This window comes from Halorubrum sp. Eb13, from assembly GCF_002252895.1.
Taxonomy (GTDB): domain Archaea; phylum Halobacteriota; class Halobacteria; order Halobacteriales; family Haloferacaceae; genus Halorubrum.
The window spans coordinates 1-26652 of the sequence record NZ_NHPE01000129.1; the positions used below are offsets into that span (position 1 = coordinate 1).

Here is a 26652-nt window from a genome sequence, read left to right on the forward strand (position 1 = left end):
CTGCGCAAGCGATTCGGCTCAACGATTAAAGCCAGAACGTGGTTTGGTCAGTTTCGAGAGATCGTCATAAAGGCCGCCATCAGAAACATCGAGCAGTCTCTCACCGCCTGAACTACGTGAATTCGAGCGTCTAAACAAGGCCCAGGACGCATATCAAACATCGTGAGCAGGTTCAATTCGTCGTGTAGGGCGGGATAGACGCGTACGACAGCAATCAGAGCAGACGCGAATAGACCAGAGGACTACGCTACGTACTGTCTCGATACTTAGAATAATAGGTGAAGATTCCAAAAGCCAACCCACCTGCTGCTCCCGGTATTGCGGCAGAAATCACGCTAGCGTCCGAGAGAAGCACGTCTATCGAAACCCACAGCAGTACCCAAACGACAACGTTCATCGGAATATAGAGCCACGGATTCGTCCGACTCCATACGCCTTCAGCCATTTTGTCGCTCTTATTAGGCTTGTTAGGTAATTCTTCTGAATCTGATAGTGATCCGAGCTAATTCCGTGACCGACACACCCTCTGTATCTCGCACGACGCTCCTGACGGGGAATGAGTAGGTTTCTGCGGTCGTGCTGAATACACAGCGCGTCTCGGTCACCGGGCTCTCGGGCATTGGTGAGAGGATGAAGGCTCCCTATCGAGAAACTGCGGCGGCGTGCGCCGCTGCGTATCCCGGACTACAGCAGACGTTGAGCGCGTATCGGACGTAACGCGGGTCGGTTGGCGTCGCCTACGCCAGCGCGATTCCCGCCGCGACGGCGAGACTCGTCAGTGCGAGGCTGACGAGCGCGACTGTTGTCCGGCTGTGGTGTCCGTCGCGGTCGTCGGAGTCGAACCCACGACCGGTCAGAACGCCGAGGCCGACAGCAACCGCGGAGAGGCCACCGGCGAGCGCCAGCGTCGTCCAGAGTTCCAGTCCGTGCTGTGCGACTTCTCGTGTAGCCGTCCCGGCGAGAAGGACGCCGGTTGCTATCGGGGCGGCGGCTGTCGCTTTGTTGGAGGGCATCAGTCAAATATCCAACGCGCGTCTAAAAACAGTGGCGATGCCGTTCCGCGGACAGTGGTCGGTACAGGCGACCCAAGAATCGTTCAGTACAGACTAGGTATTGACTGCTCAGAGTGATCGGTCAATGTTGTGACTGAGACAAGCAATAGTGAGTTCACGGAACTGCTTCCACCATCGTCGGGAGCGAACAAACGCACCGTACTTCCGCTTGAGCGTTGAGTTGACCGCCTCGGATTGACTCCGCTGGCCGTAGAGACCAGCGTCTAAGCGCGCGTTCCATGCCTTGTGGAGCGATGTAAACTCACGATGCTTTATCAGTGGCCGAACCTCGTGTTGCCGGGCAAGTTGCCTGATCTTCTGGTCGTCGTAGCCCTTGTCACCGAGTAGAATGCCAATATCCTCGGGGTTGCGCTTGATCAACGACGGCGCAATCTGGCTATCGTGTTTTCGTGTTGTCGTCACGTGGAGATCGAGGATTGCGTTCACTTTCGTATCGACCAGCAACGTCACTTTGAGCGGCTGAATCGTGAGTTCGGCTCGTTTCGTGTAGTGTTTTGAGGCGTGACTGCGGTCGAATCCTGACGCATCAACTCCAACGACACCGCTCGTCGGAAGTAGCGTCGCTGAGAGAGTCAATATGGCACGCCAGACAGCCATATCAAGCCGGTTGAACGCCTTACAAAGCGTTGATGGCGTAGGAAGTTCAGCTAATCCGAGGGCGTGACGAATGCGCGGCATCTCGATCAGTTCGTCAAGCAGGCCACGATAGGTCGTGTCCTTCCGAACTTTGAGACACAGCAAAACAACGTGCTGGGGAAGTGTATAGCGATGTTTGGAGAACTTCGAGGAGTATCGAGAAACCGCTCGGCGTGCCAAATGGATCGCCTTCTCAGTAAATCGGAGAATCTTCGACTTCGGGAGGGCCTTCATCTCATCGAATTACACGGCGAACATGTAACTCTCTGAGGATTTCAACAGAGCCCCTAAAATGTAGTTTCGACCGGGTGTGACGGTCGATAGAACAGCATAGTGCCAGAATTCGGTCGTGTTATCATCGTTGATCGACCCCGTCACCCATCTGTTCTCCTTCCCATACCAGCCAACAGTCGTGAGGTCGTACGCTAGGTGGATTGGTTCCGACGGGGCGAGGTTTTCGCGCTCGAGGAGGCGACACGTGGCATTGATGAACTTCGTTTCAATGTCTTCCACCTCGTAATCCCCCTCGGTGCCCGCGTTTGGGATATACTCGAAGAGCGTCGAGGCTGAGGGGGTGTCTCTGTCAGACTGCCAGTCAAGAAGTTCGGCGCCGTTCTTCGCGGCACATTGCTCGATGGCGAGGTGTGCGAACAATCGGTAGATGTCCCCCAATCGAATACTCGTAGTTGGGGGCCAACCGGTCGCGGTCGAACCGAAGCGGGGGAGCGACCAGCGCCATGTACTCGGCGACGACTCAGCTCGCCTCGCTCATTTTGTGGTCCATGCTGACCGTCCAGTCCTCGTCGTTCTCCCGGTAGTAAGCACGCGGCTTCGACGGGTACGTGGAAGTCCGGTCGAACGAGGGTCCTCGGGGGGTCAGCGCATAGAGCGCGGCGTTGTGACTGTACTCGGCGGCTTCAGATAGAAAGTCGGCGTCGAATTCACTGATGGCGCTCGAAAGTTTCGAGTAGTGCGTGCCATCACCGGAGGTGAAGCAGGCTTCGCGAGCGACAGGACCCCCCTTCTCCAGAATCTGTTGGAGTTCACGATATCCCCCGACGAACTCCTTCAGAACACCGGCCCGATACATCCGTTGTGTCCGGCGGTCGAGACCGTCCCAGTCGTCGATCTCATCACACTTGGGGGCTATCCGCAGGTCGAAATGCCGGAGCGCCCAAAGCGTTTTTTAGTATCTTTGTCGTACTCAGTGTCACCCCCGAGTTCCACGAGTTGGTTTTTCTCCTCCCACCGGTCGACGTCGTAGGTAGGTGTGGGAGTATACGGATCAAGGGGGTCAGGATGTGGATCGATGCCGTCAGGGTATTGAGGGGGGGTCACTGCTGTAGAGATCGTCGCGCTCGAAACCCATCAGGGGGTGTTTCTCACCCGGGTGTATTAGCCCGTTCGCCTCAAATTCTCTGAATTGACACGTATGTTATATATCTCTAACATAGACCTAAACTGGACAGTACTGCTACCGTGGGCCACGACGAACAGGCCAACGTCCTCCTCAGGGAGCAGGGCGAACTCAGTGGCGAACTGCGGGACACCGCCACCGTGACGGACGATCCGGGTATCCCCCCGGGGTCGCTCAAAAAGCCCGAACGCCATGCCGACGATCCGTTCGTGCGGTGTGAACCACTGCTGGTGCATCGTGTCGACCGCGCTCTCAGAAAGGATTCGTTCGCCGTCGACGACGCCGTCGTTGAGATGCGCTTGCAGCAGCCGTGCCATATCCGCGGCGGTCGTATGGAGGCCGGACGCCGGCGATACGTCGGAGTAGAAACTCACGACCTCGTCAACCGCCGTTCCATCGGCAGGTACGAGTCCGGACGGAGCCGCTTGGAACGTGCTGTTTGACATCCCGAGCGGCGCGAACACGTTCTCCGTGACGAACGAGTCGAATTGCTGCCCAGAGATGTCCGCGATCAGCTGTCCGGTTAGTGCGGCGGCGTAGTTGGTGTACTGGTAGAGTTCACCGGGGGGACGGACACGCGTCGGTACGTCTGTTGAGACCGACTCGGCGAGCGGACGGACATGCGTAGGATTGCTCACCGAATCGCCGCGCGCTCGGACCTCGAATCCCGGCGTGTGGGTGGCGAGGTGTTCGAGCGTGATCGGTTCGTCGAACGTTTCCGGGAGGTCGACGGCCTCAAGGTGGCCGTCCACGGCGTCGAATGGTGCGATCTGACCGCGATCGACAATCTGCATCGCGGCCGTCCACGTGAGCACTTTCGAGACGGAGCCGACACGAAAGAGCGTCTCGTCCGCTCGAACCGGGATGTCTTCACTCTGAAAGGCGTAACCGTAGCCGCCGGTGTGGACCTCGTCGTCGTCGACGACGGCAACTGTCAGTCCGCCCGCGTCGTGTTCTGCCAACGCGCGGGTGGCCGCGTCGTCGATAAGCGTATCCACGCTGGTCGTTTGTGTCGGTTCGGTCGATCCGCTCGCAAGACCACTGGCCGCGATGGCGGTGCCAGCACCGACGGTAGCGGACTGCGACAGGAAACGGCGTCGTGAGAGTGTGGAGGGCATCGGTAGAGGTGTGTCTGAGAGAGATTTCACGCCGTGGAGGGCGGGACGACTCGTCCGGTTGAGCTCGTGGCGGAGTTGTGAGCGGTGAAGGCGAACAGCCGGATACCTCGGGTCGACACGCCGACAATGCCATACGCGCCTCGGTGGTACCCACGGCTTGCTCACCCCCGCTTCTCTGTCTCGGGTGCGATGGTGTCAAACACACATTAGCTATCCCACATGAATTTTATCCCGCACGATCGGTCTCACACCGACCCGACGAGTGCGAGCACTCCGAGCGCGGCCACCAACCCTGATGCCGCGACAAAGAGGTCGATCCCCCACCGAAGCAGCCAGTCACGTGCCCGGCTCCCCTCCGGATGAATCCCGAACCGGACTGAGAGGTTGCGAACGATCACGACCCAAGTGACGAGCACGAACCCGAACAGAAACGGCCACACGTCGATGTCGAGTTGAACCTGTACGATGTAGATTGGGAGCACGCCGATCAGTATCGGCGTTGCTGCGATCCGAGCCATAGCCCGGATCGGTCGACGCTGCAGCGCCGGAGGGTCGCCAGCTACCAGTTCGGGGACCGACACGCCACACGATCGAAAGCTGGCGGCGATTTGACGGAGCTGTCCACGCGGTATGAGGAGCCCTTCTGGCTTCGTGACAGTGAGCGACCGGTAGTGGAGTCGTGCAGCAACGATCGGACCAAGCGGAATCAACTGCAGAGAGTCCACCTCAGTGAGGTCGATTATCTGCTCGTCAGTACCGGTCGCTACTGCGAACTGTTCGGTCTCGGGGTCGTCGAACTCGGGTTCGATCACTAAGATGCGATTCTCGGGAGTGAGCCGGTAGTAGTTCGTCTTGAACCCCGCACTCGAAAACCAGATCATCAACCACAGACACGCAAACGCGATCACGTAGGCAACGGTCGCCCGAGAGCCGAAGAGAGCTATCGACCCGAGGACCACAAGCGGTAGCACGATAAAAAAGCCGGCCCAGATCACGGGGTGCATCGTGACGATGAACGCCGCCATCCGATGCGGAAGGTGACGAATTCCGTGGAGGGTCGTCTTCCAGCTACTGTTTGCCTCTGGTCGTGCGGTACTCTTGGAGGACATATCGAACCACTCACGAGACGTCGAATTAGGTGTGGTGGTGGCAATTTCGACAGCGACCACGTCTCGATTAGTGTCGTAGCACTAACCGACACTTGACATCCTCCTCCGCCTTCAGGCGGGGGAATCCCGAGCGGTGGGAGTTTCAGGTTCGCAACCATGACTCCGCCACTTCACGGGAGTTCGCATCTAACCCAGTCGTCGTGTTCGGTGGCTGACTGGCGGTGCCAAACCGCCGGTACTCCTATCCTCGGCGTCATTGACTCCCATCTGTTGTTTTTGCCAGCAGGGAGTCGCTGATACGTCGCCGGACTCGGAGTTATCTTCGGCTTGCTCGACCGACAGACACAACGACGAACCCTTCGAGGATTTGCGTTCACCGCGTCGGTGTTTCGGATACTGTCTCATTGAGCGGCGGGGAGACCGCCTCCGAAGGTCGTTCGGCATCCGCTCAGTTCCGACCTAACCTTACTATCGTATAGTGGTTTTGGAACTTCAAAGTACGCATCGGAAATTCGAACTAGGCCGTCGAACGTGGATTGATCCCACGTTGTCGTATTCATCCTGCGGCTAAAGCAGCAGGTATTCTCCTTGAGTTCGTATAAGAATTCGGGACGACCAGAATGCTCTCTTCAGTAACCGGGTGTTTCAGACAAGAATATGTCCCTTCCTGAGAGTTCCAACAGGACCGCTCATTCCGGTTCGGTGTACGCTCGCCGCCACAGCAACCATGTCGGCCAGACGAGGAACGGCAACAGAACAAGGCTCTGCACGAGCTCGCCCGTAGATCCCCATGGCCCGGCGAGCCACGCGACTGCACCGACACCGACGACGAGTCCGATACCGATCGCGATCGCGGCGATTCGTCGGTTCATCGGCGGCAGATCGGTGGACTGAATTGGTACGTCGAACGCCGAGACGAGTGCCTCACCGTCGCCAACCGGGCCGACGAACCGCTCTGTCTCATTATCACCGAACCCGGTGGTCAGCTCGATAGTTCGCGTGCCAAACGTACGATCCGGGAGCCGGGTGTGGACTACGCTTGCGTCACGAAGGTGATCGACGGAGGTCGCCCACTGCGGCTCGTCAAGCCACGTGTCGTACGCGATCAGCTGGCACCCGTACCGCCGGTACTCGATCGGTGCGTAGGTGAGCGCGAACCCCGCGATGTTCACAGCGAGCGCACCGAGGTACAGCGCGAGGACAGCGATTCCGGATCCAACGACGACTGCGCCGGAGGCGTCACCGACGAACAGCCCGAGACCGACGAGCCAGACGACGAAGAAGCCGGTCGCGTATATTGGGGCGACGCGAGTGAGCGTCTTCAGGACCGCGGTGACGACGGTAGTTCGGCGATGAGCCGAGACCCGGACATCGGGCTCGACGTCGGGGATCGCGATCGGCTCTGGCGGTTCCGGCGAGTCAGTCGGGCCGGCGAGCCAGCTGGTGATCCGACCACCGCTGGAAGCGTCATTTCCGTGAGTCGCCCGGAACGCTGACCACTCGACGAGCAGCTTCACGGCGACAAACGCGGCGAGCACGGCGACACCGCCCGCGGCCGCGTCAAGCACCGGGAGCGCGAACAGGGCAAACACGAGGAAGAACGCGCGCCTCGTCGGCGTCTCCACAACCGCATACGGTGAGGTCTCTGCGTACCGTCGCCGACCCAAGTAGTCCCGGGCAACGTCGATCGTCTCGCCCGCAACCAGCGCGAGCGCCGACGCGAGTACCCCCGGACGACCGAGCAGGGCCGGGACGTCGAACACCTGCGAGAACGCGACGCCAACGACCAGTGCGATCCACGCAACCGCACCGCAGACGGCCGCCGCAAACGGGACATTCCGAAGGTAAATGGGAGGCAGCCACGAAATCGAGTGAATTGTGCCGCGTTTGCTCGACAGCGGCGCCTCGGTGACGCTTATTACGCCCGCATCGCGGTCTTCCGGTGGCGGTCGGGCTGCGAACAGCGCCTTCGCGCCCGCCAGCGGGATCGACAGCACGACTTCGACCGCGTACACCGCGGCGAGCGTCGCGGGGTCCCAGCCGAGACGGAGTACACCGACGAGCGGGATCAGGTTGGCGAGTAGGACAGGGAGGAACCCAGTGGCTCCGGAAAGATTTTGACGACTGCGGTGAGCGATGGAGGGCATCCGTCGTTGTTTCCTGAAACGATCGGCCGTGCTCATAAGGATCGGTGAACGCAGGTCGATCCGCTCCGTGAGGACGTTGCCGCGTTCCGTCCAACTGACCGTTGGTTCGTCGTCTACGCCGAGATCTTCGCGTTCAATCCCGACTACAGATTTGCGGTTACATCCTCGATCGTGGATAGTGTCTCGCTGCTCGTCTACGACGAGGTCGACCCGGCATTCATCGAGATGCGACTCTGTTAAATCCCTTAATACAGGGCAGATTTCACTAGTCAGTTTGTGTATACCGCATGTGTATATCGTAAAATGTTGGCCGCTAGGCTCTGCTGAATTCTTAGCTGATGATACATTCTGCTCCGATTACGATCGATACAGGGGACTCACAGAACGCTCAGTACAGACTGAGAACAGATCGCTCGTACTGGATATTCACGACGCGTCGAGTCGATCATAGAACGTCCTCGGTTCGACGATATCGATCCCACGGAACGAGTCGAGATCGAGCAGGTGTCCGTCGGCGGAGACAAGGTAATCGACGTCACCGGCGACGGCCGCTTCAAGTAACTTGTCGTCGTCGGGGTCCGCCTCAACCGCCGTAATGTCTTCCTGCGGATCGACGAACTCCGAATAGTATCGGACCAGTTCGACCTCCTGTTGTACCTCGTGTTCGCTCATGTGAAAGCGCTCTGGGTACTTGAGCAGCGTTTCACGGAACTCGGTGAGCGTTTCCACCGAAACGACGATCTGGTACTCGCGTTCGAATCCCTTGACGAGAAGTTCGTGTGGCACGCCGGTTGCGATGACGCCCGAGATGAGGGCGTTCGTATCCAGCACCGCCCTCATTCGTCGCTGTCCCGCGCCTCGTGGACGAGTCGAGTGACCTCGTCGAGAGACGTTTCGCCCGCGTCTGTCCGGTTTTCAACACGCTGTTGAAACTCCTCGATCGATGGGAGGTCGACTTTCTTTAACACGAGACCATACTCCGTCGGGACAACCATGAGCTTCGTCCCCTGTTCGAGTCCGAATTGGTCTCTGAGTTTACTCGGGATCGTGATCTGTCCCTTCGAGGTTACTGTGGTTACTTCAGGTTCATCAGATGCCATTGTATGCGTAAGGATTCCTTACGCAAAGGGTTGAATCTACCGGTCAATTCGCACTCTTCAACGACCGGCTGTTTCACGCTATGTTATGTCTGATGGACAAGACATCAACAGAGTCGGCCGCTAGTATTCCTCTCGATTCGCTCGGAGGAGGGTGAGAACAATTACGCCGTACCTGTAGGTATTGGGAATGCATGGTCTCCGATTCACGCTCTTCGGACCCGGACAGCCCTGCCTCCGAGTCGGTGTCGGGATCCGACAGTGAAATGGCGTCAGGATTTGACGAGGCTGCTCTCTACAGGGTCGTTCACGCCGCAGTCAAAGATGCCCTTCTCGACGTGATTGGGACGCTGTTGCTCGTCGGTATCGCCTTTGTGCTCGTGGTCGCCGGTGGTCAGGCACTCTTCGCGGCCACATCGACGCTCGGGATCGTGGTCGGCCTTGGATTTGTGGTAACAGGGCTTTACCTCGCAGCCACCTCACTTGAGCTCATTCCGCCAGTCTACGAGTGGCTGTGAATACAGTCAGACACATCGGATGGGAAGATAGAACAACGGAACTGTGACAGTGGGTCTATTCTCTATCGAAATATCCAGCTATATCCACCGCCACACGTCGTTGTGCCACCACCTCCCAATTCCTGTAGTGTGAACGAGTGTGTCTGGCCGCGAGTTCCACAAGTGACGATCTGAGATGACGCGTGTTCTCGGTTTGGCCCTCGTTCCGCGATATACACGGTTACGTCTCCCTTCGACCAACTCGTAACCGTACCATCGACCGTTTCTCCGGGTTCGACGACGAATGTCATTGTTTCAATCTCGTCATCTACGAGCGTCACATTCTCGTAGTCGCCGGGCCAGACGAGGTCAGAATATGTGACATGTTTCCGATCGCCGTCGTCGGTCGTCACCTCAAAATTAACGTATCCTGCGAGGTCTTCGTCTGAGACTGTATACACCGTCACATAGTGAGTCTCATTGTCCTGATTTTCAAGTGTGACTGTGGGTTCTGGCGTACCGACTGCGAACGCACTTCCAACAAGAAGGAGACCAACGAGCAGGAGGCCTCCGATGAGGAGTGATCGGCGGGGGACCATACACACACTTTCGACTCGTAAGTTAAAATCCCAATCCTCCAGCCTCGAGCTACGGACCGGTACAATCAATTGTATTGGCTGATTTCTGAAATTCACACCGGGATGCCCTCCAGAAGACGCGTACTAGTGGGAGCCACCGCACTCCTTGCCGGCAGTAGTTGTACGGCCATCACTGGCTCAGCTGTGGAGACCGCTGCCGCGGACCAAGCGTGGCCGATGGCTGGGTACGATCCGGCAGGAACCCGATACAACTCCGCCGTCTCGGGTCCCGTAACTGACGTTGAACCCGTCTGGATCTACGACACACCATCATGGTTTCACGGGGCGAGCTCTCCGATCAGAATTGGGGACACGCTCTATGCCACCGGGAGAGGGATGGTCGCGCTCCGTGTCGAAGACGGAACTGAACAGTTCGTTCGACGCGGTCCGTACACGTCCAGTTTGGCCGCCGCCAACGCGAAGCCGTACCGGTCACCAACGCTCGCAGTCACGTCGACGGGCGGCACGTACGGTCTCAACGCCACCGGCGGGATCGGGATCCCCGGAATCGATCGGGGAATTGGTAGTGAACGATGGCATGGACCGCCATACGGGGAGTATCGACCCACTGTCAGCCATACGCCGACTACGAACCCGGTCGTCCACGACGGGATGGTGTATACACCCGTCGTCGGAACAAACGACATCGCCGCGATGAACGCCAGCGACGGCTCCGTCGAATGGCGCGTGACTGTCCAAGAGGACGAGGTCATCTCCGCCGAGTTTGGACGGCCAACGATCAAGGATGGCACGCTATTTGTTGCGAACTGGCCGGGACAGGTCTCGGCGTACGACATCAAGGATGGAACGCAGCGCTGGAACCGGGATCGTGACGATCAGATGCAGTTGTGTACGCCGGTAACGGACGCGGGAGTGATCGTCACATCGCGAAATGACGTCGCGTTACTCGACAACGAGGACGGCGAGCCGCTCTGGGAGCGTGATCTTGACGGGAACGCGACTGAAGGTACGGCGGCCGTAACAGACGACAGGGTACTCCTGAGCGACGGGAACGACACGTTCCACGCGCTCGATCTCGATACCGGCGAGTCGTACTGGTCACGTGAGTTTGTCGGTGAGTCGAAGCCGGTGGTTGCCGATGGGACTGTCTATGTCGTGGAAGAGAAGAGGAGACTCCGTGCGTTCGACGTCGATAGCGGAATCGAACGGTTCAGCTACGAACCGGAGCAAGTTCCACTCTCTCCGCCGATCATCGGCGACGGTCGCCTGTACGTAACCAATCGCCGTCGTGTGCTGGCACTGGGGGAGCAGTCATGACTCAGAACCCAGATATGGAGGCTGGAGACGACAGAGCACCGAACGACTTCTCGAAGCACCCATCCGACGACCAGAGGTCTCGTGGGGGCGATTCGGCGTCAGGGGGTGCAGAGATCGTCCGGACGCTCCGATCGATGCCGACGCTCTGGCTCCCGTTTCTCGTGGCTGGCTGTGTGCTGACGGTGATCGGTCGATTCCGGATACGTGACCCGCTACCGGTTGAGCCCCCCGTGTCGGGGTCGACTCTCCAGATCGTATATACGGTGTATCCGACAGGGACGACGGCGACCAGTCGCTCACTCGACGCGCTGATCAATCTCCCACTGGACGTGCTTCTGTATGCCGTCGGACTCGAACTCCTCGCGATCGGAGCCATTGCTACCGCCGGGGGGTTCACGATGGTACGGGCAAGCGACCGAATGGTCTCACGGCGGCGGTTTCTCGTTTATACGGGAGGGATCTCGGTGGTGTACCTCATCACCCACTTGGGAACGGCGATCGATCTCGATGTTTCTGTAAACTCACTCCTCGTCGCGCTCGGTGCGTTCGCAGTGTTGGCGTTTGTCGCCGTTCGATTGTTCTTGCTCCCGGTCGCTGTCCTGTTCGCTGAACCACTACGGAGTGCCCCAGTGGAGAGTTGGCGGCGCTCTCGTGGCCACGGTGTCCCGTTGTTTGCGCTGATCGTAGGGATAGGGTTGACGTCGGGATGGCTGGTAGCGATCCCGTACGTTGGCGTCGTACTCAGTGTGATGACTGTCGGAACGGTCCACGCGGTAGCACTCACAACGTTGTACGAGTTGTACAGTTGAGAGTTTCACTAGAGACGCGGAAAACGGACACAGAACTCACACTCCGACTCCACGAGACTCGTGACGGATCGCTCACCCGAGACGATAGTTGCGAACACGATCTCGTGCGATGTACATTGAGATGAGACCGACGAGACACGCGAGTACGGCCGAAACAAGGGTCCCACTAAGACCGATCACGAATTGATTAATACCGACGACCGAGGCGAGCGCGTGACCAGTAATACCAGAGTGAGCGAGACCGGTCGGGAGCGCAACGACGAGCACCATAATCGAATAGGTGACGAACGCGAGAGCGCTCGGGACGATCGCTTTCGTGCTTCGAGAGACGCTAACCGCCTCAAAGCGTGGGAACCCGATCCCGACGCCGGTCGCGATCGCGCCCGACCCGATTGACAACACAAGAGCTGCCGCCCCGAGACTCATGACGACCGGCACCGAGTGCGGACTGAGGAGGCCTGTAATAACGGTTGCCGCGACGGTCACGGGCGCTATGAGAAGCGCTCCAGAGACGACGTGGCCGATAACCAGCGAGCGCTCGGGGGCATCCGAGAGCAGTGTGACAGGGAGCGCTGCGCCCTCCTGACCCACCACGTTGAGCGCGAACAACGACCCGGCAACCCACGTTCCACTGAGTAAAATCCACAACGGAAGCCCCGTTCCGATCTCCCCTGTCTGGACGGCCGTGACAATCGGACCGGCGAGGACGATCAGGGGATACAGCGCGAACGATAGCGAGATCGGTGACCGACGAGCGCGTTTCCAATCGACTGCGACAACCCCGAAGACTGGCTGTGAGAGAATTCGTGAGAGCCCGCCCAACCGGGATGATCTATCAACCGATCGCTCGACTTCGTGGGTGATGTGAACGCCGTCGGCGTACCAGAGCCACGCTGCGAGTCGGTACAGCGACGCAACCGCGATGACGACGAACACTCCTGTGAATCCCATTGCGCCAATCGCTCGGAGCGGTGACGCACCGATCCCGAGCCCCAATGCGGCGAGATCGCCGAACCAGTCGATCGGTGTCGGCGCAAGCACCCGATAGATCGGTTCGAGAACTGATGCGAATGCGTTCGTGAAGATCAGTGCGAAATACCCGATACCAAGCAGAGCGAGAAACAGCGTTCGGAGGCGACTGAGCAGCCGCGATCGAACGCCGGCGTTCCGCACAGCCAGCGCAAGGATGAAGCCAGCCGGGATCCCGGTCACGAGGAGGAGACACAGTGTGAGCAACAGGGCAGGAATCGTGAGTAGTGAGCCGGCACCGACGGCGAACGCAACTGTGGCGGCGCTTCCAACTGTGACGAAGAACGCAGACCAAAGCATGAACTCAGCGAGGACGAGGCCACCGATCACGTCCCGGTGTGAGACTGTCGTCAACAAGCCGTCGAGATTGTCTGGCCGAAGTGCCACAGCGTACGCGCGATATCCACCGAACCCGACCACGAAGATCCATCCGTAGACGAACGCCATCCGGGCCCATTCGATGAGTGGTTCGGTCTCACTTCCGGCGACGAACCCACCGGCGAGATATGCCCCGAACACGCCGCCAAGCGAGAAAGGGAGTAACATGACGGCTGCGAACGCCATCGCCAGCAGCTGCGTCGTATTCCCCTTCATCGTCCGCCAGCGCCGCCGGAGTTCGGTCCGGGCAATGAGCCGCGGCCGTTTTGCACGCCTCATCGCTCCTCAATCCGTCCGTCGTCCTCAACTCGTCCGTCTTGTCGGTCGGTGACGTCTCCAGTGTTCCTGGGAGCCGATTCGGAAGCTGTCGGTCCGTGTTCGGCGGTGACCGAGAGGAACACGTCCTCAAGGGTTGTTCCCTCCTCAGCTTCCATCCGTGCCGTCAGTTCCGTGGGTGAGCCTTCGGTAACGAGGTCACCCTCATAGAGGACGCCGACGACGTCTGCGAGTTCCTCGACGACCGAGAGAATATGCGTCGAGAGGAACACCGTGTGGCCATCGTCGGTCAGATCTGCGATGACGTCGAGGACGGTCCGAGCCGCCCGCGGGTCAAGTCCGCTGGTCGGCTCGTCGAGGAATACGACATCAGGCTCGTGTAACAGCGCCTGAATCAGGCCGATCTTCTGGCGCATGCCCTTCGAGTAATCGTCGATCCGCTTGTCGGCGTCGTCCGTGAGATCGAATCGATCTAACCACTCTGTAATCTGGGTCTCCATCTCGGCGGCGGGGAGGTCTCGAAGCCGACCGAAGTATTCGAGCTGTTCACGGCCGGTGAGTTCGTCGAAGACCGGCGGTTCCTCGGGAAGATACCCTATCGATGCCCTGATCGCGTCACGATCAGAAACGGGGTTCCCGTCGATCCACGCCTCGCCGTCGGTGGGCCGCGTCAGCGATGTCAACATCCGCATCGTCGTCGTTTTTCCGGCCCCGTTCGGTCCAAGGAAGCCGTACACTGTTCCGTGTTCGACGGTGAGACCGAGCCCGTCGACGGCGATCTCTGTTCCGAACTGTTTCCTCAGTTCACGCGTCTCGATGGCGTCTCTGTCTCGTGTCATTGTGACGGATGGATAGTCAGGTTCGTACCGCAGTCGGTCATAGGGCGATACCTCCGACTCCGACAGCGACGAACGTCAGCGCGACCACCGTCGGGAACACCGCCTTCCAGAGCCGTGCGAACGCGAACCGTCTCGGGGAGCGATCGGTGATGACGAGATTGCCTGCGAGGACGACTTCATTCTGCTGGCGTTCCGTGTGTCCCGCGATAAGATACTCCTCGCCGGAATCGATCCGACGTTCAACGTAGCGCCGCGTGCCGAGTCCCGGAATAATCCGTGCCCATCTCGCAACGGGGTCGAGTTCGTCTCGCACGTCGACGAACCGTTGGATGCGCTCGGGCGGCGTTTCACTGGCACCGACGGTGATGACAGTCGATTCCGTATCGAGCGCGAACCGTTTGGCGGATGGGACGACATCCAGCGTGCCAATCGGACCGTCGAGGGTGAACGGACGCGTCGACACACCGTCGTCGAGATGGGCTTGAAACCACGGAATCCCGATCCCGAACGGTTGACGTTCGGTAACCTCAAACTCGAAACCGAGACACTGAGAGCCCGTGAACGGAGCTGTAAGGATCTCGCTCGATTCGTTCGCAACGTCGCGGCACACCACGAAGGAGCCGGTGTTGGTCACCTCACTTGGGTCTTGAATGTTAGCACGGAGGATACCCGGAATGACCGTAAGCGGTCGGATCCCGTACCAGCCGATCGCAAGACCGAGCGCGACGAAGCCGCTCCCGATGACCGTGTACAACATCAATGGGAGAGATATGGGTTGTCGAACCCATTAGAGCAGCAGTCGGCCGTCGACTTTGACCGCGAAGGATTCCCGTCTGCCTCAACGAGAGAGATAGCCGGAGCAAGTATCTCTAAGAACAGCTGTGGGATCTGGAGGACGGTGGCGACCGTCATCGGGACGGACAGTAGCAGTTGCTCACGGAGGAGCCGTGGGGCTTCTCGGAGGGGTTTGTGGAGGGCCATATCCCATGTATCCACGATAATCACATATAAAACGGGGGTACGATCCGAGCGAAACTGGTTGCGTCCAATATAAAAGCATAACCACGCATTCTTCGGGTAGCTCCGTCAGTTGGATTCGAGCGACTCGGCCCACTTGACGAAGTTGGCGAAGACGACCATCACCACGATGAAGAACACGACGAACACCCCGCCGTGTATGAAGTTGAACTGTCCTGAGAAGGCCAGAGAAACGAAGAGAAACGAAGCTACTGCGGCGATAGTTCCTGACAGGTACATGCGCAATTGAGTCTCCATACGTCTGAGACGACTCACTGGTGAATAAATGTATGTGAGAAAACAGGATGCAACTATGTTGAGATGGCTCTGTTGAAATCCTATTTTCCAGAGATATTATCACCTGAAACGTCTGGTCGCTGAAGAGTGCTTATTGATCAGTGATGGTTCTGCCAGTTCAAAGAGGCTATACGACTGACTCAGTCAAATTCGGGTGCAAAATCCTCGTCGAGCTCATCCGCAAGTTCGCCACCGCGAAGCCAAGTGATTTGCCAATTGTCGAATCCATATTGTGGGAGTAACGATTCGGCCGCTTCACCAAGTGGGATGTCGTTCGTTACGAGTATCACCTCATCCACAGTATCATTACGAAGCAGTTCAAGCGCAAATCCGATCATTTCCGTATCCGCTTTTTCTACGAGATCCTCTGATCGGTTACTGGCATTCGTGATGAAACTCCGTGCCTGATCCATCACTGTTGAGATATCCGAATCTGAATAGGACGGGCTTTCAGTTACTTTCATCCATCCCTCTTGGAGTGCTTTGTCAACAGCAGAATTACCCGTTGTGTACTCATCCAGAGATGGATCCCCAGTCACCTCTGCAGACACCTGTGGGGAAATACGAAAGACCGTTTCGCGCTGGCGAGCTTCTCGAGCAAGCGCCTGAAAGCGAGTACTCTCACGCCGACCACAGCTGATGAGGACGGACGAGTCGATGAAAACGACAGCTTCGTCGTACTTCATTCCGAGTTAGTCCTCAAAGACAGGTCGGAGGGCATCCAAAATAACGCCTGCTTCAAGCGATGAGAGCTCTTGTTCTCGAGCCATAATCTGATGCGTAACCGATCCATCGACGTATTCGCGAGCGTATTCCAACGCGACGGCGAGCCCATCCAATCCGTGACGATCTATGTACGTATCGATATCTTCGTCTTGCGTGCGACGGGCAATCGCCTCAACTAGCTCAGGTGTGATCTGCCGTTTGGTGTCGCCATCGATCAACTGGAGATCAATGTCATGAGCCGTGTATTCTGCTGGGCGGCCGTCGTTTGACTGGTCAATGAAGCCCGCGATTTCGAGATCGTCGATATACTCGTAGACCGTCCGCTGCGGAAGATCGTGCGTCTCGACGATGTCTTGAATTGTTGTTGATGGATGGTGGTGGATATACGTATATATCCATGCTTTGCGGGCGTTTCCGAGGAGCTCGAATGCTTCACCGCCCGTGTCGAGAGGAGTGTCCCGGTTTGCTTCTTTGGTTGCCATTGCTAGTAGCGAATTGTATGCAATTCGCAAAAAAGCTTGTTACTGGGCACTATATCAGATCTTCCTGTATTGACCGTAATCGGAGCAGAATAGCTGGTCACTGAAGATGCAAATTCATCAAATTACGGCAATCAGTCTTGATTACGGTAATGGGCAGCGAAGAGTTCTGTAAAGATACCGATAGCTGGAACGAGTTGAGCTACCGCTCCGGTAAGTTCGTCCATTGAGATGAGCAAATACGAGGCATAGGTGAATCCACCGAGTATCAACAGACAGCCTGCAGCCAAGGATAGAGGGTCTTCTACTCCATAGAAATAGAGCCGAGATGTTCCCCAAAGGATGAAAGATACCGGGATAGCCCACCTGATCACGGGTAGAATCTGCGGATACATCGTCAGCGCTCCAGCTACGAGGCCCCCACCAACGAGAAGGGTCAAGAGTCGCCCAATCAGGTTGTTCCAGACCTTATCGGCCGATTGACCAACGCTCATTACACTATTGTCACTACAGCATACAATAAGTATTCCATCGTGTCAACGACCCCTGACCCTTCCGGGTAGGTGGTGAAAGATAAAATCCAACGAGACCATTTGTCCAATACTTATTTACTGGTAGAAATGACTCCATCTCGTGGTTCGATTAGGTCCCCCCTCCCAATCGGCGAGTTGTCTTGATTCTCCGTCGATCGGAGTTGGTGAACTCATAACTCGGTACGTACAAGTTTCAAAATTGTTTCCTCACGGGTCAGACTAATGCCAACACGCCCTCCATCCGACGATTCAGACGATCAGCCATCTGATGACGATCTCACCGACTGGCCACCAACCGACTCGGGTCAACCCGATTCAAACCAACCGTGGATATTGCTTGGAATTGTTGGAATCGTTGCTGTTGCCATAGGCTGGTTCTTCAGGCCGTGGCTCCACGGACTCGTCTACACAGTGTACACGACGCCGCTACTGTTGCTTGGCCTTCTGGCCGGCAGTATCGCTGCGTGGGTCACCGCACGATTGGGTGACCGAGTAGAGACCGTCGTCAACGCGCTCTCCAGCAGCGACCACACGATTACGCCACTCCGTGTCGGGATGGTCGTACTCGTGATCGCTGCGTTTGCACTGCTGCCCGTCGCCAACGCGGTCGCTGGCGTCACATTAAGCGATCAAACAATGAGCCACACGGCCACAGTCGAGCGACTTGACGATGTTGATGCCGACAACCCACGCATCGTCACACGAGCGGTCGCCGATCGATACGCGTCGAACACGCTCAACCGGCCGCAGTACCGCGTCGGTGATACGGACATCAGCGTGGTGAACGGGACCCCCTACTGGGCGGCACCGCTCGCTCCGGACGGCCTCTTCAACACTATCACTAAACGACAGGCCGGGACCGTCCTCGTTGATATGACGACCCAGCAGGCGAACGTACGGTCCGTTGATGGCGAGCTCGAAACCGGCGTCGGAACGATCTTCCACCGGAACTACCGGTGGGAACTCCTCAAATCGCAGGCGTATCTCGTTGACTACGGCGACCCCAAGATGGTCATTCACAACGATACCCAGTATATCGCCGTCCCGTACTCGGAGCCGCAGTTCCATCTGACGCCGCTTCCGCACACCACGCCTCAGTGGGGAGGCGTCGCCGTCATCGATCCAAGCGGGTCGATCGAAACGCTCTCGCCTTCTGAGGCTGCTTCCAGTCCGATTCTTGACAATCAGCAGCTTTACCCCGAGAAACTCGCACTCCAGTCGGTCGCAGCGACGAAGTACCGCAACGGGATCCTCAACACCTACACCAGCCACGAAGACGAAATCGAGATTGCACCGCTGCCCGGCGACGGAAACGATCAGCCGTTCTTTATACTTACTGAGTCGGGCCCGCAGTACGTTGTCGCTGTCGAACCCTACGGTGACGCACAAGGGCTCCAAGAGTTGTGGACGATCGACGGCCAAAGCGGCGCCTTTGAGCGCTACGTACCAGCCGACTCGCTATTCGGCCCGCAGCGAGCAGCGGATCTTGTCAGGCAATCAGCGCCGCAGACGGACTGGGACCGCTTTGCCCCAGCCGAACCGATCCTCACCGTTATCGACAACCGAGAGTACTGGCAAGTACGCGTTGTCCCCGAAGATAACAGCGGGATCGCGTACGTCGCGTTTGTCGACGCTCGGTCCGGCGACGTTGACGCGTTCGAAGAAACCGACACAATCACCCAGTTCCTCGGCGGTGAGACTCCCGTTGAGACGCCCGGTGAAACGGATCCGAATGGAGAGATCGAAGAGGCGCCCGCAGTCATCGTCCAGCGGGTCGACGAGAACGGAACCGTGATCGAGACCATGAACGTGTACGACGACGAATCAGTTGAGATCCGGACGCCAACAAACAGGTCCACCACTGACACAGAAAATACGACCACCAGAACGCTAGGAAGCGGCCCTGTTTAGCCGCTGAACGACGTGGAGTGGAATCATACTACCCTCACAATCAGTAGGAACTAAGCTGGCTGCATCAACTGAGCAGTGGAGAGGCTACTGGATGTCTTGCCGGTAGAAGCCAACATTCAAGTCTAGAAGTTCGCTTGGATCTCCCGCGATATTTTCACAGATGGCTTTGTTGAAGTCCCATCTACCCGACATATCGAGTCACACAGTATCAGTACAGGAAAATAGTTAACGCTAATTCCAAGGGTGTATTACCCCAAGCTCGAACAGATTATCAAGTCCGCTAGCCGTTTAAAGGGTTTCAGTCTTCACCAGCTTTGCATCCCTGCTTCATAGAGGAGGACCACTGTTGTGTTTGCCAGTGAGAGGCTAGTATATGCGAGTGCTGGGGCAAGAAGCGAGTTGGTTCGTTCATAGGTGTAGGCGGCAATACCAAGCACCGCGAGATGCGTGGCCACGAACAGGCCGCCGGCGATAGATCCGATCTCAGCGATCCCCGAGAGGCTAATGACTGCAGCGACTAGTAGGACCGGAGCGTACGCTACGTAGTGAAGTCGTTCACTGCTAACGTACTCAACAGCGAAGACCCCGGCGCCTACCGAGATGGCGAACAGGACGGCACCAACGAGTTTCCCCAGGTCGGGGACTGTTGCCAACCCACCAGTATTGCCCATCATCACGAATCCGGTTATGAGCGTCGTCAGGACGATAGCGGTGTTTCCTCCGGCAACCTGTTTGAAGCTTCCCTGAACGAGTACCTGACTGACTATCACAAGCGTGGGAACCCCAACACCAATTCCCAGCCCAGCGAGAAGCAGCACTGGTATCACCGATACGTCGGCAGCGTAGGAGGTCATGGTGAGCGAGTTATACGGAACTCCGGTGAGTGAGCCAACAAGTTTGGTCAGTCCGACGAGCACAGCAGGTGCCAATCCCGCGAGCCCAATTAGGGACACGTCAGTTCGTTCCGGCAACTTAAGCCCGCTATCGACATCCCGGTAGGCGACGTACCCAGCAGTAAACAGTACAAGTCCGGCGATGAACAACCCTCCCGAAAGCATGCCGTCCATCAGACCCTCTTCGAACCAGGGAGGCGAACCGAACACTGCCAACAAGGCATCAGAAAGGATGCGCTGCCACACGTAGAGGCCAACCAAAATGACGGTTACGATAATACATTCCACTGCGATCGCCGGATCTAGTCGGGCAGTAGGACGTTTTCCGTTTCGGATAGCCATAATATCCACATTCGACCCAATTGCTTAGTTTTTGCGAGGTGGTTATCATTTGAGATACTGGAATTGAGCCTTCGCTTACTACGCAGGCTTTAGCGAACAGTTGTTTCAGATGAGAATATAATTCCAACAGAGCCTCACAGAGATTAAACTATCCCCTGATGAGTAGTGACACTGGTACAGCCAACCTGATGAACAAATTATGGCTTAGTCTCCGTTCCCTCAGCATCCGCGCTATTACAGACCTCTGCCGCGTGTCCCTCGATGGAAGTTAGTTCACCGTCGAGACAGAACGAAAACATGTAGGAAGCACTTCCGCCGGAAGCGTGAACGATTGCAATCTTAGCGGTTCTTTCCTCACCGTCGCAGTCTTCTATATCTGCACCGTTGGGGAACGCAAATGGAGCGTACGTCGTCTCGAACGGTGCCGTCTCACCCGGGGACACGACGAGGTCAGTTCTAGACGAGGACAGAGGACGATTCTGCCCAATACCAACAACGCCTGGACCGAAGTTTAATGACGACCGATCGAACGACTCGCTCTGCGGATCAACCGTCGGATTTGGGACATCACCGTAAATCCCGGCGAATCGGACGAGGAGCGGGGCTTCACCCTGATTTTCGATCTCAAATCGAGCACGGCCATCACGGAGTACCTCGACATCTTCCGTGTGTGCGTGGACGATTTCCGGTATCCACTGGCGGGCCCAACCGTCCGATGTTTTGGCCTTTACGTGAAGCGAGTCAGCGATGTACGTCTCTAGCCGGTCCGGGAATGCCACCGGAAACCGAATAGTTCCCGGTGGCTGCTTGATTGTCTCGTATTCTTCGTCTGTAGACGAATTATACAGAACGGCGTTCTGCACGCCGGCGGCATCCCGGAATTTGACGACGAGGTCTGTGCCGTCGAATCGATAATTCTCAAACACGTGGGGCGCCTCCGGTTGGTCGGCAGTGGATGAGAGCGATCCAACACAGCCAGTTGTCAGTAGAGTACCTCCGGCTATGAGAGATTGGAGGAGGGAACGACGGTTCATAGATGTAGCTGCTCACTTTCATAATAAGTAGCTTTGGTGCATTGACCTGCCAGATCTGGATATTATCGTGGAAAGTGTACCTAATAGAGTTGATCACCGGGACGAGTGCCTCTTCAGCGTCTAAACAATGCCCAATGAACAAATTACCGACTCCGAGACTTCCCCTTCTAGTAACTCAGAGGTAGTCCTGTAGGTGGAAAACTATGATTGGAGCCTTAGATACAGACAGTGTAGTTAGTGAGTGATTGTTTCCGCCTGTTAATACAGTGTTTTCTAGAGATTGAATGTGCCCGCATTCTCGGTTGCGCTGATCGTCCACCAGAAGTCACTGGCACTTCCCACCTTCCCGGTTAACATGCGCCCGATTGGTTCGTCGTCCGGAATGGGCGAGTAGACGACGTGGCCGGCTTCATCGTCCGGTGGCCGCTCGTCCACCGTGAACTCAATGGCGTACCACACGGGTTCACTGAAGACGGAGCCATACGTCTCGATGCCACCGGGTTCGAGTGTCGTCGAAGCTGAAAGGTTCCGCTGTGCGGATGAGGCTGACGTCTCGCCTATAACTGAATACGGTTCCTCGCCCAGCGCAGTGCCAACATCCGTGACATGCATCGTGATGGAGTGCGGAACGGTCTCGTCGTTGTTGATGACTCTGAGGCTGCCAGTCGGTGGCTCGTCGGACTGGCGGGACGAGCATCCCGCGATGCTGCCAAGAGACGCTGCACCGACTGCAGCAAGAACCGCACGTCGATTCGTGGAGGCATACCTAAGCATGGAAGGAGGGCACCCAAAAAGACCCACATTCCAAGCACAAAGAACAAAGAAGCGTCTCTGTTGAATTCCTATTCTTAAGACAATTTCAGCCAGAAACAGCGCGTTTGAGAGTCTTTTTGACACTAAATTTGTCAAAGGACAGGCAGAAGAACAGAGCCGGTTTTTGCGTGCTACTGGAAATGTCGGGGGATTACTGGTTCGCCCACTCCGGTGATTTGATGGTCGTATTTCCGACTTGAGTGAACCGTACGGTCTGAGTAATGACGCGCGGCCCAGATCGGTATTTAACCGTTTGTCGGGTCTCAATACGCTGGACGTACCCTTTTGGGTTGACGAACAGCGTCATTGACGCGTTTGAGGTAACGTGTGTTTTATTCAGGTCAGTTTGAACTCGATACAGTCGAGTACCGTTCCGCGTTACCTCTTCGACGGTCGTGTTCTGTCGTTCGCTGAATCGCAAAAGCAACTGCCGGTGAAAAGCGCTGTTAAGTCGCACTGACGTATTAAGCAGATCCGCGTTTCGGGTCCGACTCTCGTTACCTGACTGGATGCGAACGGTCGTTGTGTTTCCCTGCCGCCACGCCGACATTCTCTCAGATGCCCGTTCATACCGCTCCGGCGCATTGCCGGTGATCGTCGACTGACTGGTTGTCCACACCCGAACCGGCGGCTTCGCATCGACGCGCCACGTTCGCTCGTCCCTGACTCGGAACGTTCGGTTCTGATCCTGCGTTGTTGTGGTAGCGTGGGCAGTAAACGAGTTTGTCCGAAGCGTCTCCGTGTGTGCTTGGATCAGTACAGACGTGTCGGCCACATCATCAGCGGTAAGTTCAGCTGAGTTTGAGTCCAAGTCTGAGTCGGTATTGAGGGTACCTGCGCATCCTGCAGTGAGAAGCAGCACTGACACAGCTAGCGTGAGGGTGAGGCGATGATTGATCACTGCGGGATCACCCTGGGAAATCCATAGAAATAATAATAGATTTCAGCGACACCTGATACCGCGAGGAGCACGCCCGCAATCCGGTAAATCCGATCTGTGTATGCACTCAGTGTAGTAGTGAACGATGCACCGCCGAGCGCCGTCAGGCCCGTGGCCACGGCCAATATCGCAGTCATCCCGAACGCGTAGGATACCGCAACACCGATCCCGAGAACTGGCCCGACTGAAATTCCCTTCAACACAACCGCGATGAACAACGGGGCCGTACATCCAGCTGCAGCCGCCGCGTACAGCACGCCGAACAAAAAGAACCCGGTAAGCGATCGTTCCCGCTCAGGCAGTCGGACAACCGACCAAGCGGGCTTCCATCCGACAACCATCGCCCCACCGGTAATCAAGAACACGGCACCAACGACCACTTCGAGGATGGCGATGTCTGCAAGCGCCTGCGCGCCGAAAAACGCGGTCGTCCCTGCCAATCCGACATATACGAGTGTCATTCCGGCGCCGGCAAGCAAACTCAGTAGCGCTGCGCGAGTAACTGGTCGGCGGAAGCGTGAGAAGAACCCACCCGACTCAGGAGCCGCGCTTGAGTGGGTGAAGCCGAGCGTCGAACGGTCACCGTCGGGTTCCGATACCGTATCACTCACAAAATACGAAAGGTAACCAGGAAGTAGCGGGAACGCACACGGGGCGAAGAATGTAGCGACGCCAGCCGAAAACGACAGCCCGAACAACGCTGAAAGCGTTAAACTGGTCATTGTTATGATTCCGTGAGAAGCGGATCGATTATCGAAGTAAACTCCTTGAACGTGCGTGCTCGCACCGTTGATCTATCTCCTGTCGCAGGGGTCCCATCCACATCGAACACTAGGTTTGTCGGGTAGCTGTTCGCGTTCCACCGGTTGGTCGCAATCAGGGCTGGATCAGTGACGACTGGCCACTTCCCGTCGTACTCTCGCCAAAACTCTTGGATGAGTTTCTTGTCCACTTCCGGCGTGATCGAGACCATATGCAGCGTCTCAGTATCGTACTCCGCACGCAACCGCCGAAATTCCGGCATCTCTTCCTGACACGGTCGACACCATGTTGTGAAAAAATTTAATAGGACAATTTTCCCGTCTGGTTTGAGAACCACGTCCCCGTCAGGGAAACTATCTCGCGTCACGACCGACGGCAATGCAAGTGGTTCGGACTCACCAGATGTCCCGGCCGCAGATTCTGTCTCGTCGCTAGGTGTGTCTGAGTCGATCGACTGTAAGCTAGCACACCCAGCGAGACTACTCCCAATTGCGGTACTCACCATCCCAAGAAACGATCGACGCGGATTGGAGGGCATATCCATCGGTACGATAGTGAAAGAACCGTAATAATTCGGCTGAAGGCTACAAGAGCGATTTGATCCACAGAAACGTATCCATAGACGTTTATGTGAACTACCCCACCCTACTCGCTCACCGCTGATGCGGTTCGCTCCTTGAGGGTGCTGTCAAAACTCAAAAAGTTCTGACTGCTAACCAGAAGTCGTAGACTTCTGGTGATGGGGCTTCCTGTTTCAACGATGCGCTTTGCAGATACAGGTGTATCCACGGGAACGCAGTCTCCACAGACGCTGATTTGGAGTGACCCACTCCTACATCGTCAAGACCGCGAGAAAGAATATTCCACGCTGCGTTCGCAAATTAGGGAAGGCTCCCATCCTCTGAGTAGCAGTTATATCGTAATCGAGCAGTAGTAATTTGTTCACTTGCAGGATTCACGAGCGAAGCCACCACCTCATCATGAACTGGTGGTTCATTGAGCGATACCGCATACAGTTCACCCCTTTCCGAACTTAGCACCGGATGATTATCAGGATCAAGGCTACTCATCCCACGATTTGTCTCAAGGGGAATACGGGTCATAAGGCCACCATCTACATTTCGTACATTGATCGCATCAAATCGTTTATTCGAGACATCGGCCTCTGAGACCATGATTCCCAGCGCTACTTCCTCTTCCCCGGTTATCGGAGCCACTGACCGGAGATGTTGATTCCCACTTCCTTCACCTCTGCTCGAACAACGTGCGATTGTTTCATCAGTACCGAGGCAGCCTGCTGAAAGACTTAACCCACCAGCTATCCCGGTAAGAAGATCCCGTCTGGACAGCATACCCTACCAGTTTCCAAAGAAGACAATATAACTACTGGCTCTGTTAAAAACGATATATGAACATTCTGTGGCACGTTGGATACATCATTGTTGTAATCCTTGGGCTTGCCTACATTGTACTTCCGAAGCGAATTCACACGGTTGGATTTGAGTTCCTTCGGCATTCATCGCCCAGCCAATCTGAAGAGTCCAACACCCTGTCTGGCTTTATCGCGGATTAGGTGTACTATTTTTATTCATCGGCATAACAGGGGCCCTCTAAGTGGTGAATTTCCTGTTTGACTGATCTGTTGAATCCGCAGAAGGCGGCGGGATAGCGTCGCTCTGAAGATGGGAGCGAAGCGGAAGAGCCGAATGTGTCTAAACGGCTCTGTTGAAATCCTTAGGAACTGATAGGACCGGCGTGCGAGATACAGAGGGTGTGTGTAGCAAGTTCACCCCTTGTCTTTTCGGTCACTCCCAATGAGTCCTCCGTGCGAATGAACTCCTTACAAGAGCGGTGAACTCAACCCAACCGGCTCAATCACACTAAGAGGAGCTCGGGCCTGACGAAGCCGATCACGAGAATACCCGCCAGTACAGCGATCGCTGTGAGTCGCAGGGCACCAGAAGCCCGTCGTCGAGATTTTGGCAAGGACTCGGCAATGCCGGAGAGGGCCATCCCAGCACCAATAAATAGTGTGGCATAGTAGAGCGTCGCCCCTTTTAGAATGACGTAGTACGCTTGCTGCCCGGCTATCAGAAGTGCGCCACAGAGAAAAACCAGTCCAACCCCTCTAGAGGGCTCGCCGAACACGGTCTCATCGATAATGGAGGGCATCAAGCGTGTTGTCTCCGGCGACGTTCAAATATTGCTGGGTTTGCGTACCCGCCGCTGAGACGAGTATAGTGTGATCGTGAAACGGTGCTGATGGCGCTGACCGACTCGTGCTCTATATTCAGCACAGCTGCAAAAACATATCACCTGCTGAGGATTTCAACAGAGCCGTCTAAACTCCTCTTCCGCTTCGTTAAGCAAGCCGCGTCGCTGGCTCAAAAGCGCTGCGCCGCCAGTCCAACGGCGGTGAGTGATCCGACTGGCAACGGATTTCCCGGCTGGAAGCATGTCACGCTCCACTTTTTGCGGGTTCATATGGATGCGACGTACCGCGAGATCGTCGATTGGGCGAGTGAAATGGATCGTGTTCGTGGTCTGTTACAGCTCGCTCGAAC

The 26652-nt window shown here is 56.7% G+C and carries 29 protein-coding genes and 3 pseudogenes; 6 read left to right on the plus strand and 26 right to left on the minus strand.

Going from position 1 to position 26652, the window contains the following annotated elements:
• Positions 1 to 111, plus strand: a pseudogene (locus DJ75_RS14250) (IS5/IS1182 family transposase); the annotation flags it as partial.
• Positions 112 to 737: 626 nt separating this feature from the next.
• Here DJ75_RS14250 and DJ75_RS14255 read toward each other — a convergent pair.
• From DJ75_RS14255 to DJ75_RS14295, 9 genes are all read right to left on the minus strand, one after another.
• On the minus strand, positions 738 to 1013 hold the full coding sequence (locus tag DJ75_RS14255) for a hypothetical protein (RefSeq protein ID WP_092701522.1): 276 nt from the start codon (positions 1011 to 1013) through the stop codon (positions 738 to 740).
• 108 nt (positions 1014 to 1121) lie between these two features.
• Complete coding sequence (locus tag DJ75_RS14260; RefSeq protein ID WP_094525100.1) at positions 1122 to 1943, minus strand: IS5 family transposase; 822 nt, start codon at positions 1941 to 1943, stop codon at positions 1122 to 1124.
• Positions 1944 to 1952: 9 nt separating this feature from the next.
• The gene (locus DJ75_RS14265; protein WP_094525101.1) at positions 1953 to 2381 is read right to left on the minus strand and encodes a hypothetical protein; all 429 of its coding nucleotides are present in this window, start codon (positions 2379 to 2381) and stop codon (positions 1953 to 1955) included.
• Between the two features lie 82 nt (positions 2382 to 2463).
• Positions 2464 to 2799, minus strand: a complete 336-nt coding sequence (locus DJ75_RS14270) for a hypothetical protein (protein ID WP_094525102.1) — start codon at positions 2797 to 2799, stop codon at positions 2464 to 2466.
• A gap of 305 nt (positions 2800 to 3104) precedes the next feature.
• A complete protein-coding gene (locus DJ75_RS14275; RefSeq protein WP_254921993.1) occupies positions 3105 to 4244 on the minus strand; it encodes a serine hydrolase in 1140 nt (379 codons plus the stop codon).
• A 245-nt stretch (positions 4245 to 4489) separates the two neighbouring features.
• Positions 4490 to 5353 carry a hypothetical protein gene (locus DJ75_RS14280; protein ID WP_254921665.1) on the minus strand — a complete coding sequence of 288 codons (864 nt, stop codon included), beginning with the start codon at positions 5351 to 5353 and terminating at the stop codon, positions 4490 to 4492.
• Positions 5354 to 6042: 689 nt separating this feature from the next.
• Positions 6043 to 7536 carry a DUF6498-containing protein gene (locus DJ75_RS14285; RefSeq protein ID WP_254921994.1) on the minus strand — a complete coding sequence of 498 codons (1494 nt, stop codon included), beginning with the start codon at positions 7534 to 7536 and terminating at the stop codon, positions 6043 to 6045.
• A 390-nt stretch (positions 7537 to 7926) separates the two neighbouring features.
• Entirely contained in the window at positions 7927 to 8340 is a 414-nt protein-coding gene (locus tag DJ75_RS14290; protein ID WP_094525105.1) for a putative toxin-antitoxin system toxin component, PIN family, read from the minus strand.
• Positions 8337 to 8600 carry an AbrB/MazE/SpoVT family DNA-binding domain-containing protein gene (locus tag DJ75_RS14295; RefSeq protein ID WP_094525106.1) on the minus strand — a complete coding sequence of 88 codons (264 nt, stop codon included), beginning with the start codon at positions 8598 to 8600 and terminating at the stop codon, positions 8337 to 8339. The genes DJ75_RS14290 and DJ75_RS14295 overlap by 4 nt, the downstream gene beginning before the upstream one ends.
• Before the next feature lie 191 nt (positions 8601 to 8791).
• Between DJ75_RS14295 and DJ75_RS14300 the strand changes: the two genes are divergently transcribed.
• Positions 8792 to 9115 (plus strand): hypothetical protein, encoded by a 324-nt coding sequence (locus DJ75_RS14300; protein ID WP_094525107.1) that lies wholly within the window; start codon positions 8792 to 8794, stop codon positions 9113 to 9115.
• 62 nt (positions 9116 to 9177) lie between these two features.
• Here the strand turns inward: DJ75_RS14300 and DJ75_RS14305 are convergent, their stop codons facing one another.
• Complete coding sequence (locus DJ75_RS14305) at positions 9178 to 9693, minus strand: hypothetical protein (RefSeq protein ID WP_094525108.1); 516 nt, start codon at positions 9691 to 9693, stop codon at positions 9178 to 9180.
• A gap of 216 nt (positions 9694 to 9909) precedes the next feature.
• On the opposite strand from DJ75_RS14305, the gene DJ75_RS14310 reads away from it, so the two are divergent.
• Complete coding sequence (locus tag DJ75_RS14310; RefSeq protein WP_198947988.1) at positions 9910 to 11010, plus strand: PQQ-binding-like beta-propeller repeat protein; 1101 nt, start codon at positions 9910 to 9912, stop codon at positions 11008 to 11010.
• The gene (locus DJ75_RS18895; RefSeq protein WP_217900394.1) at positions 11007 to 11819 is read left to right on the plus strand and encodes a hypothetical protein; all 813 of its coding nucleotides are present in this window, start codon (positions 11007 to 11009) and stop codon (positions 11817 to 11819) included. Before DJ75_RS14310 ends, DJ75_RS18895 begins: the two co-directional genes overlap by 4 nt.
• A 72-nt stretch (positions 11820 to 11891) precedes the next feature.
• Here DJ75_RS18895 and DJ75_RS14320 read toward each other — a convergent pair whose 3' ends face one another.
• The 8 genes from DJ75_RS14320 to DJ75_RS14355 form a co-directional block, all read right to left on the minus strand.
• On the minus strand, positions 11892 to 13505 hold the full coding sequence (locus DJ75_RS14320) for a hypothetical protein (protein WP_094525110.1): 1614 nt from the start codon (positions 13503 to 13505) through the stop codon (positions 11892 to 11894).
• Positions 13502 to 14341, minus strand: coding sequence for an ABC transporter ATP-binding protein (locus DJ75_RS14325; protein WP_094525111.1), 840 nt, complete (start codon positions 14339 to 14341; stop codon positions 13502 to 13504). Before DJ75_RS14325 ends, DJ75_RS14320 begins: the two co-directional genes overlap by 4 nt.
• Positions 14342 to 14378: 37 nt before the next feature.
• Entirely contained in the window at positions 14379 to 15098 is a 720-nt protein-coding gene (locus DJ75_RS14330) for a hypothetical protein (protein WP_094525112.1), read from the minus strand.
• Positions 15098 to 15322, minus strand: a complete 225-nt coding sequence (locus DJ75_RS14335) for a hypothetical protein (protein WP_094525113.1) — start codon at positions 15320 to 15322, stop codon at positions 15098 to 15100. The genes DJ75_RS14330 and DJ75_RS14335 overlap by 1 nt, the downstream gene beginning before the upstream one ends.
• 105 nt (positions 15323 to 15427) lie before the next feature.
• Complete coding sequence (locus DJ75_RS14340) at positions 15428 to 15616, minus strand: hypothetical protein (RefSeq protein WP_094525114.1); 189 nt, start codon at positions 15614 to 15616, stop codon at positions 15428 to 15430.
• 179 nt (positions 15617 to 15795) lie between these two features.
• Positions 15796 to 16341: a hypothetical protein gene (locus tag DJ75_RS14345; RefSeq protein WP_217900395.1), complete on the minus strand. Its 546-nt coding sequence runs from the start codon at positions 16339 to 16341 to the stop codon at positions 15796 to 15798.
• A 6-nt stretch (positions 16342 to 16347) separates the two neighbouring features.
• Complete coding sequence (locus DJ75_RS14350; protein WP_094525115.1) at positions 16348 to 16863, minus strand: helix-turn-helix domain-containing protein; 516 nt, start codon at positions 16861 to 16863, stop codon at positions 16348 to 16350.
• Between the two features lie 131 nt (positions 16864 to 16994).
• Complete coding sequence (locus tag DJ75_RS14355) at positions 16995 to 17354, minus strand: hypothetical protein (protein ID WP_094525116.1); 360 nt, start codon at positions 17352 to 17354, stop codon at positions 16995 to 16997.
• Positions 17355 to 17615: 261 nt separating this feature from the next.
• Here DJ75_RS14355 and DJ75_RS14360 point away from each other — a divergent pair, with 261 nt between their 5' ends.
• Positions 17616 to 19304, plus strand: a complete 1689-nt coding sequence (locus DJ75_RS14360; RefSeq protein ID WP_094525117.1) for a hypothetical protein — start codon at positions 17616 to 17618, stop codon at positions 19302 to 19304.
• Positions 19305 to 19609: 305 nt separating this feature from the next.
• On the opposite strand, the gene DJ75_RS14365 is transcribed toward DJ75_RS14360, so the two are convergent.
• From DJ75_RS14365 to DJ75_RS14400, 8 genes and pseudogenes are all read right to left on the minus strand, one after another.
• Positions 19610 to 20443, minus strand: coding sequence for a hypothetical protein (locus DJ75_RS14365; RefSeq protein ID WP_094525118.1), 834 nt, complete (start codon positions 20441 to 20443; stop codon positions 19610 to 19612).
• 293 nt (positions 20444 to 20736) lie between these two features.
• Positions 20737 to 21573 carry a hypothetical protein gene (locus DJ75_RS14370; protein ID WP_094525119.1) on the minus strand — a complete coding sequence of 279 codons (837 nt, stop codon included), beginning with the start codon at positions 21571 to 21573 and terminating at the stop codon, positions 20737 to 20739.
• Positions 21574 to 21846: 273 nt separating this feature from the next.
• Complete coding sequence (locus DJ75_RS14375) at positions 21847 to 22347, minus strand: hypothetical protein (protein WP_141212059.1); 501 nt, start codon at positions 22345 to 22347, stop codon at positions 21847 to 21849.
• Positions 22348 to 23283: 936 nt separating this feature from the next.
• On the minus strand, positions 23284 to 23766 hold the full coding sequence (locus DJ75_RS14380; protein ID WP_141212060.1) for a hypothetical protein: 483 nt from the start codon (positions 23764 to 23766) through the stop codon (positions 23284 to 23286).
• 284 nt (positions 23767 to 24050) lie between these two features.
• On the minus strand, positions 24051 to 24632 hold the full coding sequence (locus DJ75_RS14385) for a TlpA disulfide reductase family protein (protein ID WP_094525122.1): 582 nt from the start codon (positions 24630 to 24632) through the stop codon (positions 24051 to 24053).
• Between the two features lie 101 nt (positions 24633 to 24733).
• Positions 24734 to 24966, minus strand: a pseudogene (locus DJ75_RS14390) (RNA-guided endonuclease TnpB family protein); the annotation flags it as partial.
• Positions 24967 to 24969: 3 nt separating this feature from the next.
• Positions 24970 to 25440 (minus strand): hypothetical protein, encoded by a 471-nt coding sequence (locus DJ75_RS18380; RefSeq protein WP_141212061.1) that lies wholly within the window; start codon positions 25438 to 25440, stop codon positions 24970 to 24972.
• A gap of 523 nt (positions 25441 to 25963) precedes the next feature.
• A complete protein-coding gene (locus tag DJ75_RS14400) occupies positions 25964 to 26260 on the minus strand; it encodes a hypothetical protein (RefSeq protein ID WP_074796968.1) in 297 nt (98 codons plus the stop codon).
• Between the two features lie 90 nt (positions 26261 to 26350).
• Here DJ75_RS14400 and DJ75_RS14405 point away from each other — a divergent pair.
• A pseudogene (locus DJ75_RS14405) lies at positions 26351 to 26652 on the plus strand (hypothetical protein); the annotation flags it as partial.

Excerpts from the sequence above, each read along its gene's own strand:
- DJ75_RS14255 (WP_092701522.1), bottom strand. The coding sequence starts at position 1,013 with ATGCCCTCCAACAAAGCGACAGCCGCCGCCCCGATAGCAACCGGCGTC.
- DJ75_RS14260 (WP_094525100.1), bottom strand. The coding sequence starts at position 1,943 with ATGAAGGCCCTCCCGAAGTCGAAGATTCTCCGATTTACTGAGAAGGCG.
- DJ75_RS14270 (WP_094525102.1), bottom strand. The coding sequence starts at position 2,799 with ATGTATCGGGCCGGTGTTCTGAAGGAGTTCGTCGGGGGATATCGTGAA.
- DJ75_RS14275 (WP_254921993.1), bottom strand. The coding sequence starts at position 4,244 with ATGCCCTCCACACTCTCACGACGCCGTTTCCTGTCGCAGTCCGCTACC.
- DJ75_RS14280 (WP_254921665.1), bottom strand. The coding sequence starts at position 5,353 with ATGTCCTCCAAGAGTACCGCACGACCAGAGGCAAACAGTAGCTGGAAG.
- DJ75_RS14285 (WP_254921994.1), bottom strand. The coding sequence starts at position 7,536 with ATGAGCACGGCCGATCGTTTCAGGAAACAACGACGGATGCCCTCCATC.
- DJ75_RS14290 (WP_094525105.1), bottom strand. The coding sequence starts at position 8,340 with ATGAGGGCGGTGCTGGATACGAACGCCCTCATCTCGGGCGTCATCGCA.
- DJ75_RS14295 (WP_094525106.1), bottom strand. The coding sequence starts at position 8,600 with ATGGCATCTGATGAACCTGAAGTAACCACAGTAACCTCGAAGGGACAG.
- DJ75_RS14300 (WP_094525107.1), top strand. The coding sequence starts at position 8,792 with ATGGTCTCCGATTCACGCTCTTCGGACCCGGACAGCCCTGCCTCCGAG.
- DJ75_RS14305 (WP_094525108.1), bottom strand. The coding sequence starts at position 9,693 with ATGGTCCCCCGCCGATCACTCCTCATCGGAGGCCTCCTGCTCGTTGGT.
- DJ75_RS14310 (WP_198947988.1), top strand. The coding sequence starts at position 9,910 with ATGGCTGGGTACGATCCGGCAGGAACCCGATACAACTCCGCCGTCTCG.
- DJ75_RS18895 (WP_217900394.1), top strand. The coding sequence starts at position 11,007 with ATGACTCAGAACCCAGATATGGAGGCTGGAGACGACAGAGCACCGAAC.
- DJ75_RS14320 (WP_094525110.1), bottom strand. The coding sequence starts at position 13,505 with ATGAGGCGTGCAAAACGGCCGCGGCTCATTGCCCGGACCGAACTCCGG.
- DJ75_RS14325 (WP_094525111.1), bottom strand. The coding sequence starts at position 14,341 with ATGACACGAGACAGAGACGCCATCGAGACGCGTGAACTGAGGAAACAG.
- DJ75_RS14330 (WP_094525112.1), bottom strand. The coding sequence starts at position 15,098 with ATGTTGTACACGGTCATCGGGAGCGGCTTCGTCGCGCTCGGTCTTGCG.
- DJ75_RS14335 (WP_094525113.1), bottom strand. The coding sequence starts at position 15,322 with ATGGCCCTCCACAAACCCCTCCGAGAAGCCCCACGGCTCCTCCGTGAG.
- DJ75_RS14340 (WP_094525114.1), bottom strand. The coding sequence starts at position 15,616 with ATGGAGACTCAATTGCGCATGTACCTGTCAGGAACTATCGCCGCAGTA.
- DJ75_RS14345 (WP_217900395.1), bottom strand. The coding sequence starts at position 16,341 with ATGAAGTACGACGAAGCTGTCGTTTTCATCGACTCGTCCGTCCTCATC.
- DJ75_RS14350 (WP_094525115.1), bottom strand. The coding sequence starts at position 16,863 with ATGGCAACCAAAGAAGCAAACCGGGACACTCCTCTCGACACGGGCGGT.
- DJ75_RS14355 (WP_094525116.1), bottom strand. The coding sequence starts at position 17,354 with ATGAGCGTTGGTCAATCGGCCGATAAGGTCTGGAACAACCTGATTGGG.
- DJ75_RS14360 (WP_094525117.1), top strand. The coding sequence starts at position 17,616 with ATGCCAACACGCCCTCCATCCGACGATTCAGACGATCAGCCATCTGAT.
- DJ75_RS14370 (WP_094525119.1), bottom strand. The coding sequence starts at position 21,573 with ATGAACCGTCGTTCCCTCCTCCAATCTCTCATAGCCGGAGGTACTCTA.
- DJ75_RS14375 (WP_141212059.1), bottom strand. The coding sequence starts at position 22,347 with ATGCTTAGGTATGCCTCCACGAATCGACGTGCGGTTCTTGCTGCAGTC.
- DJ75_RS14385 (WP_094525122.1), bottom strand. The coding sequence starts at position 24,632 with ATGGATATGCCCTCCAATCCGCGTCGATCGTTTCTTGGGATGGTGAGT.
- DJ75_RS18380 (WP_141212061.1), bottom strand. The coding sequence starts at position 25,440 with ATGCTGTCCAGACGGGATCTTCTTACCGGGATAGCTGGTGGGTTAAGT.
- DJ75_RS14400 (WP_074796968.1), bottom strand. The coding sequence starts at position 26,260 with ATGCCCTCCATTATCGATGAGACCGTGTTCGGCGAGCCCTCTAGAGGG.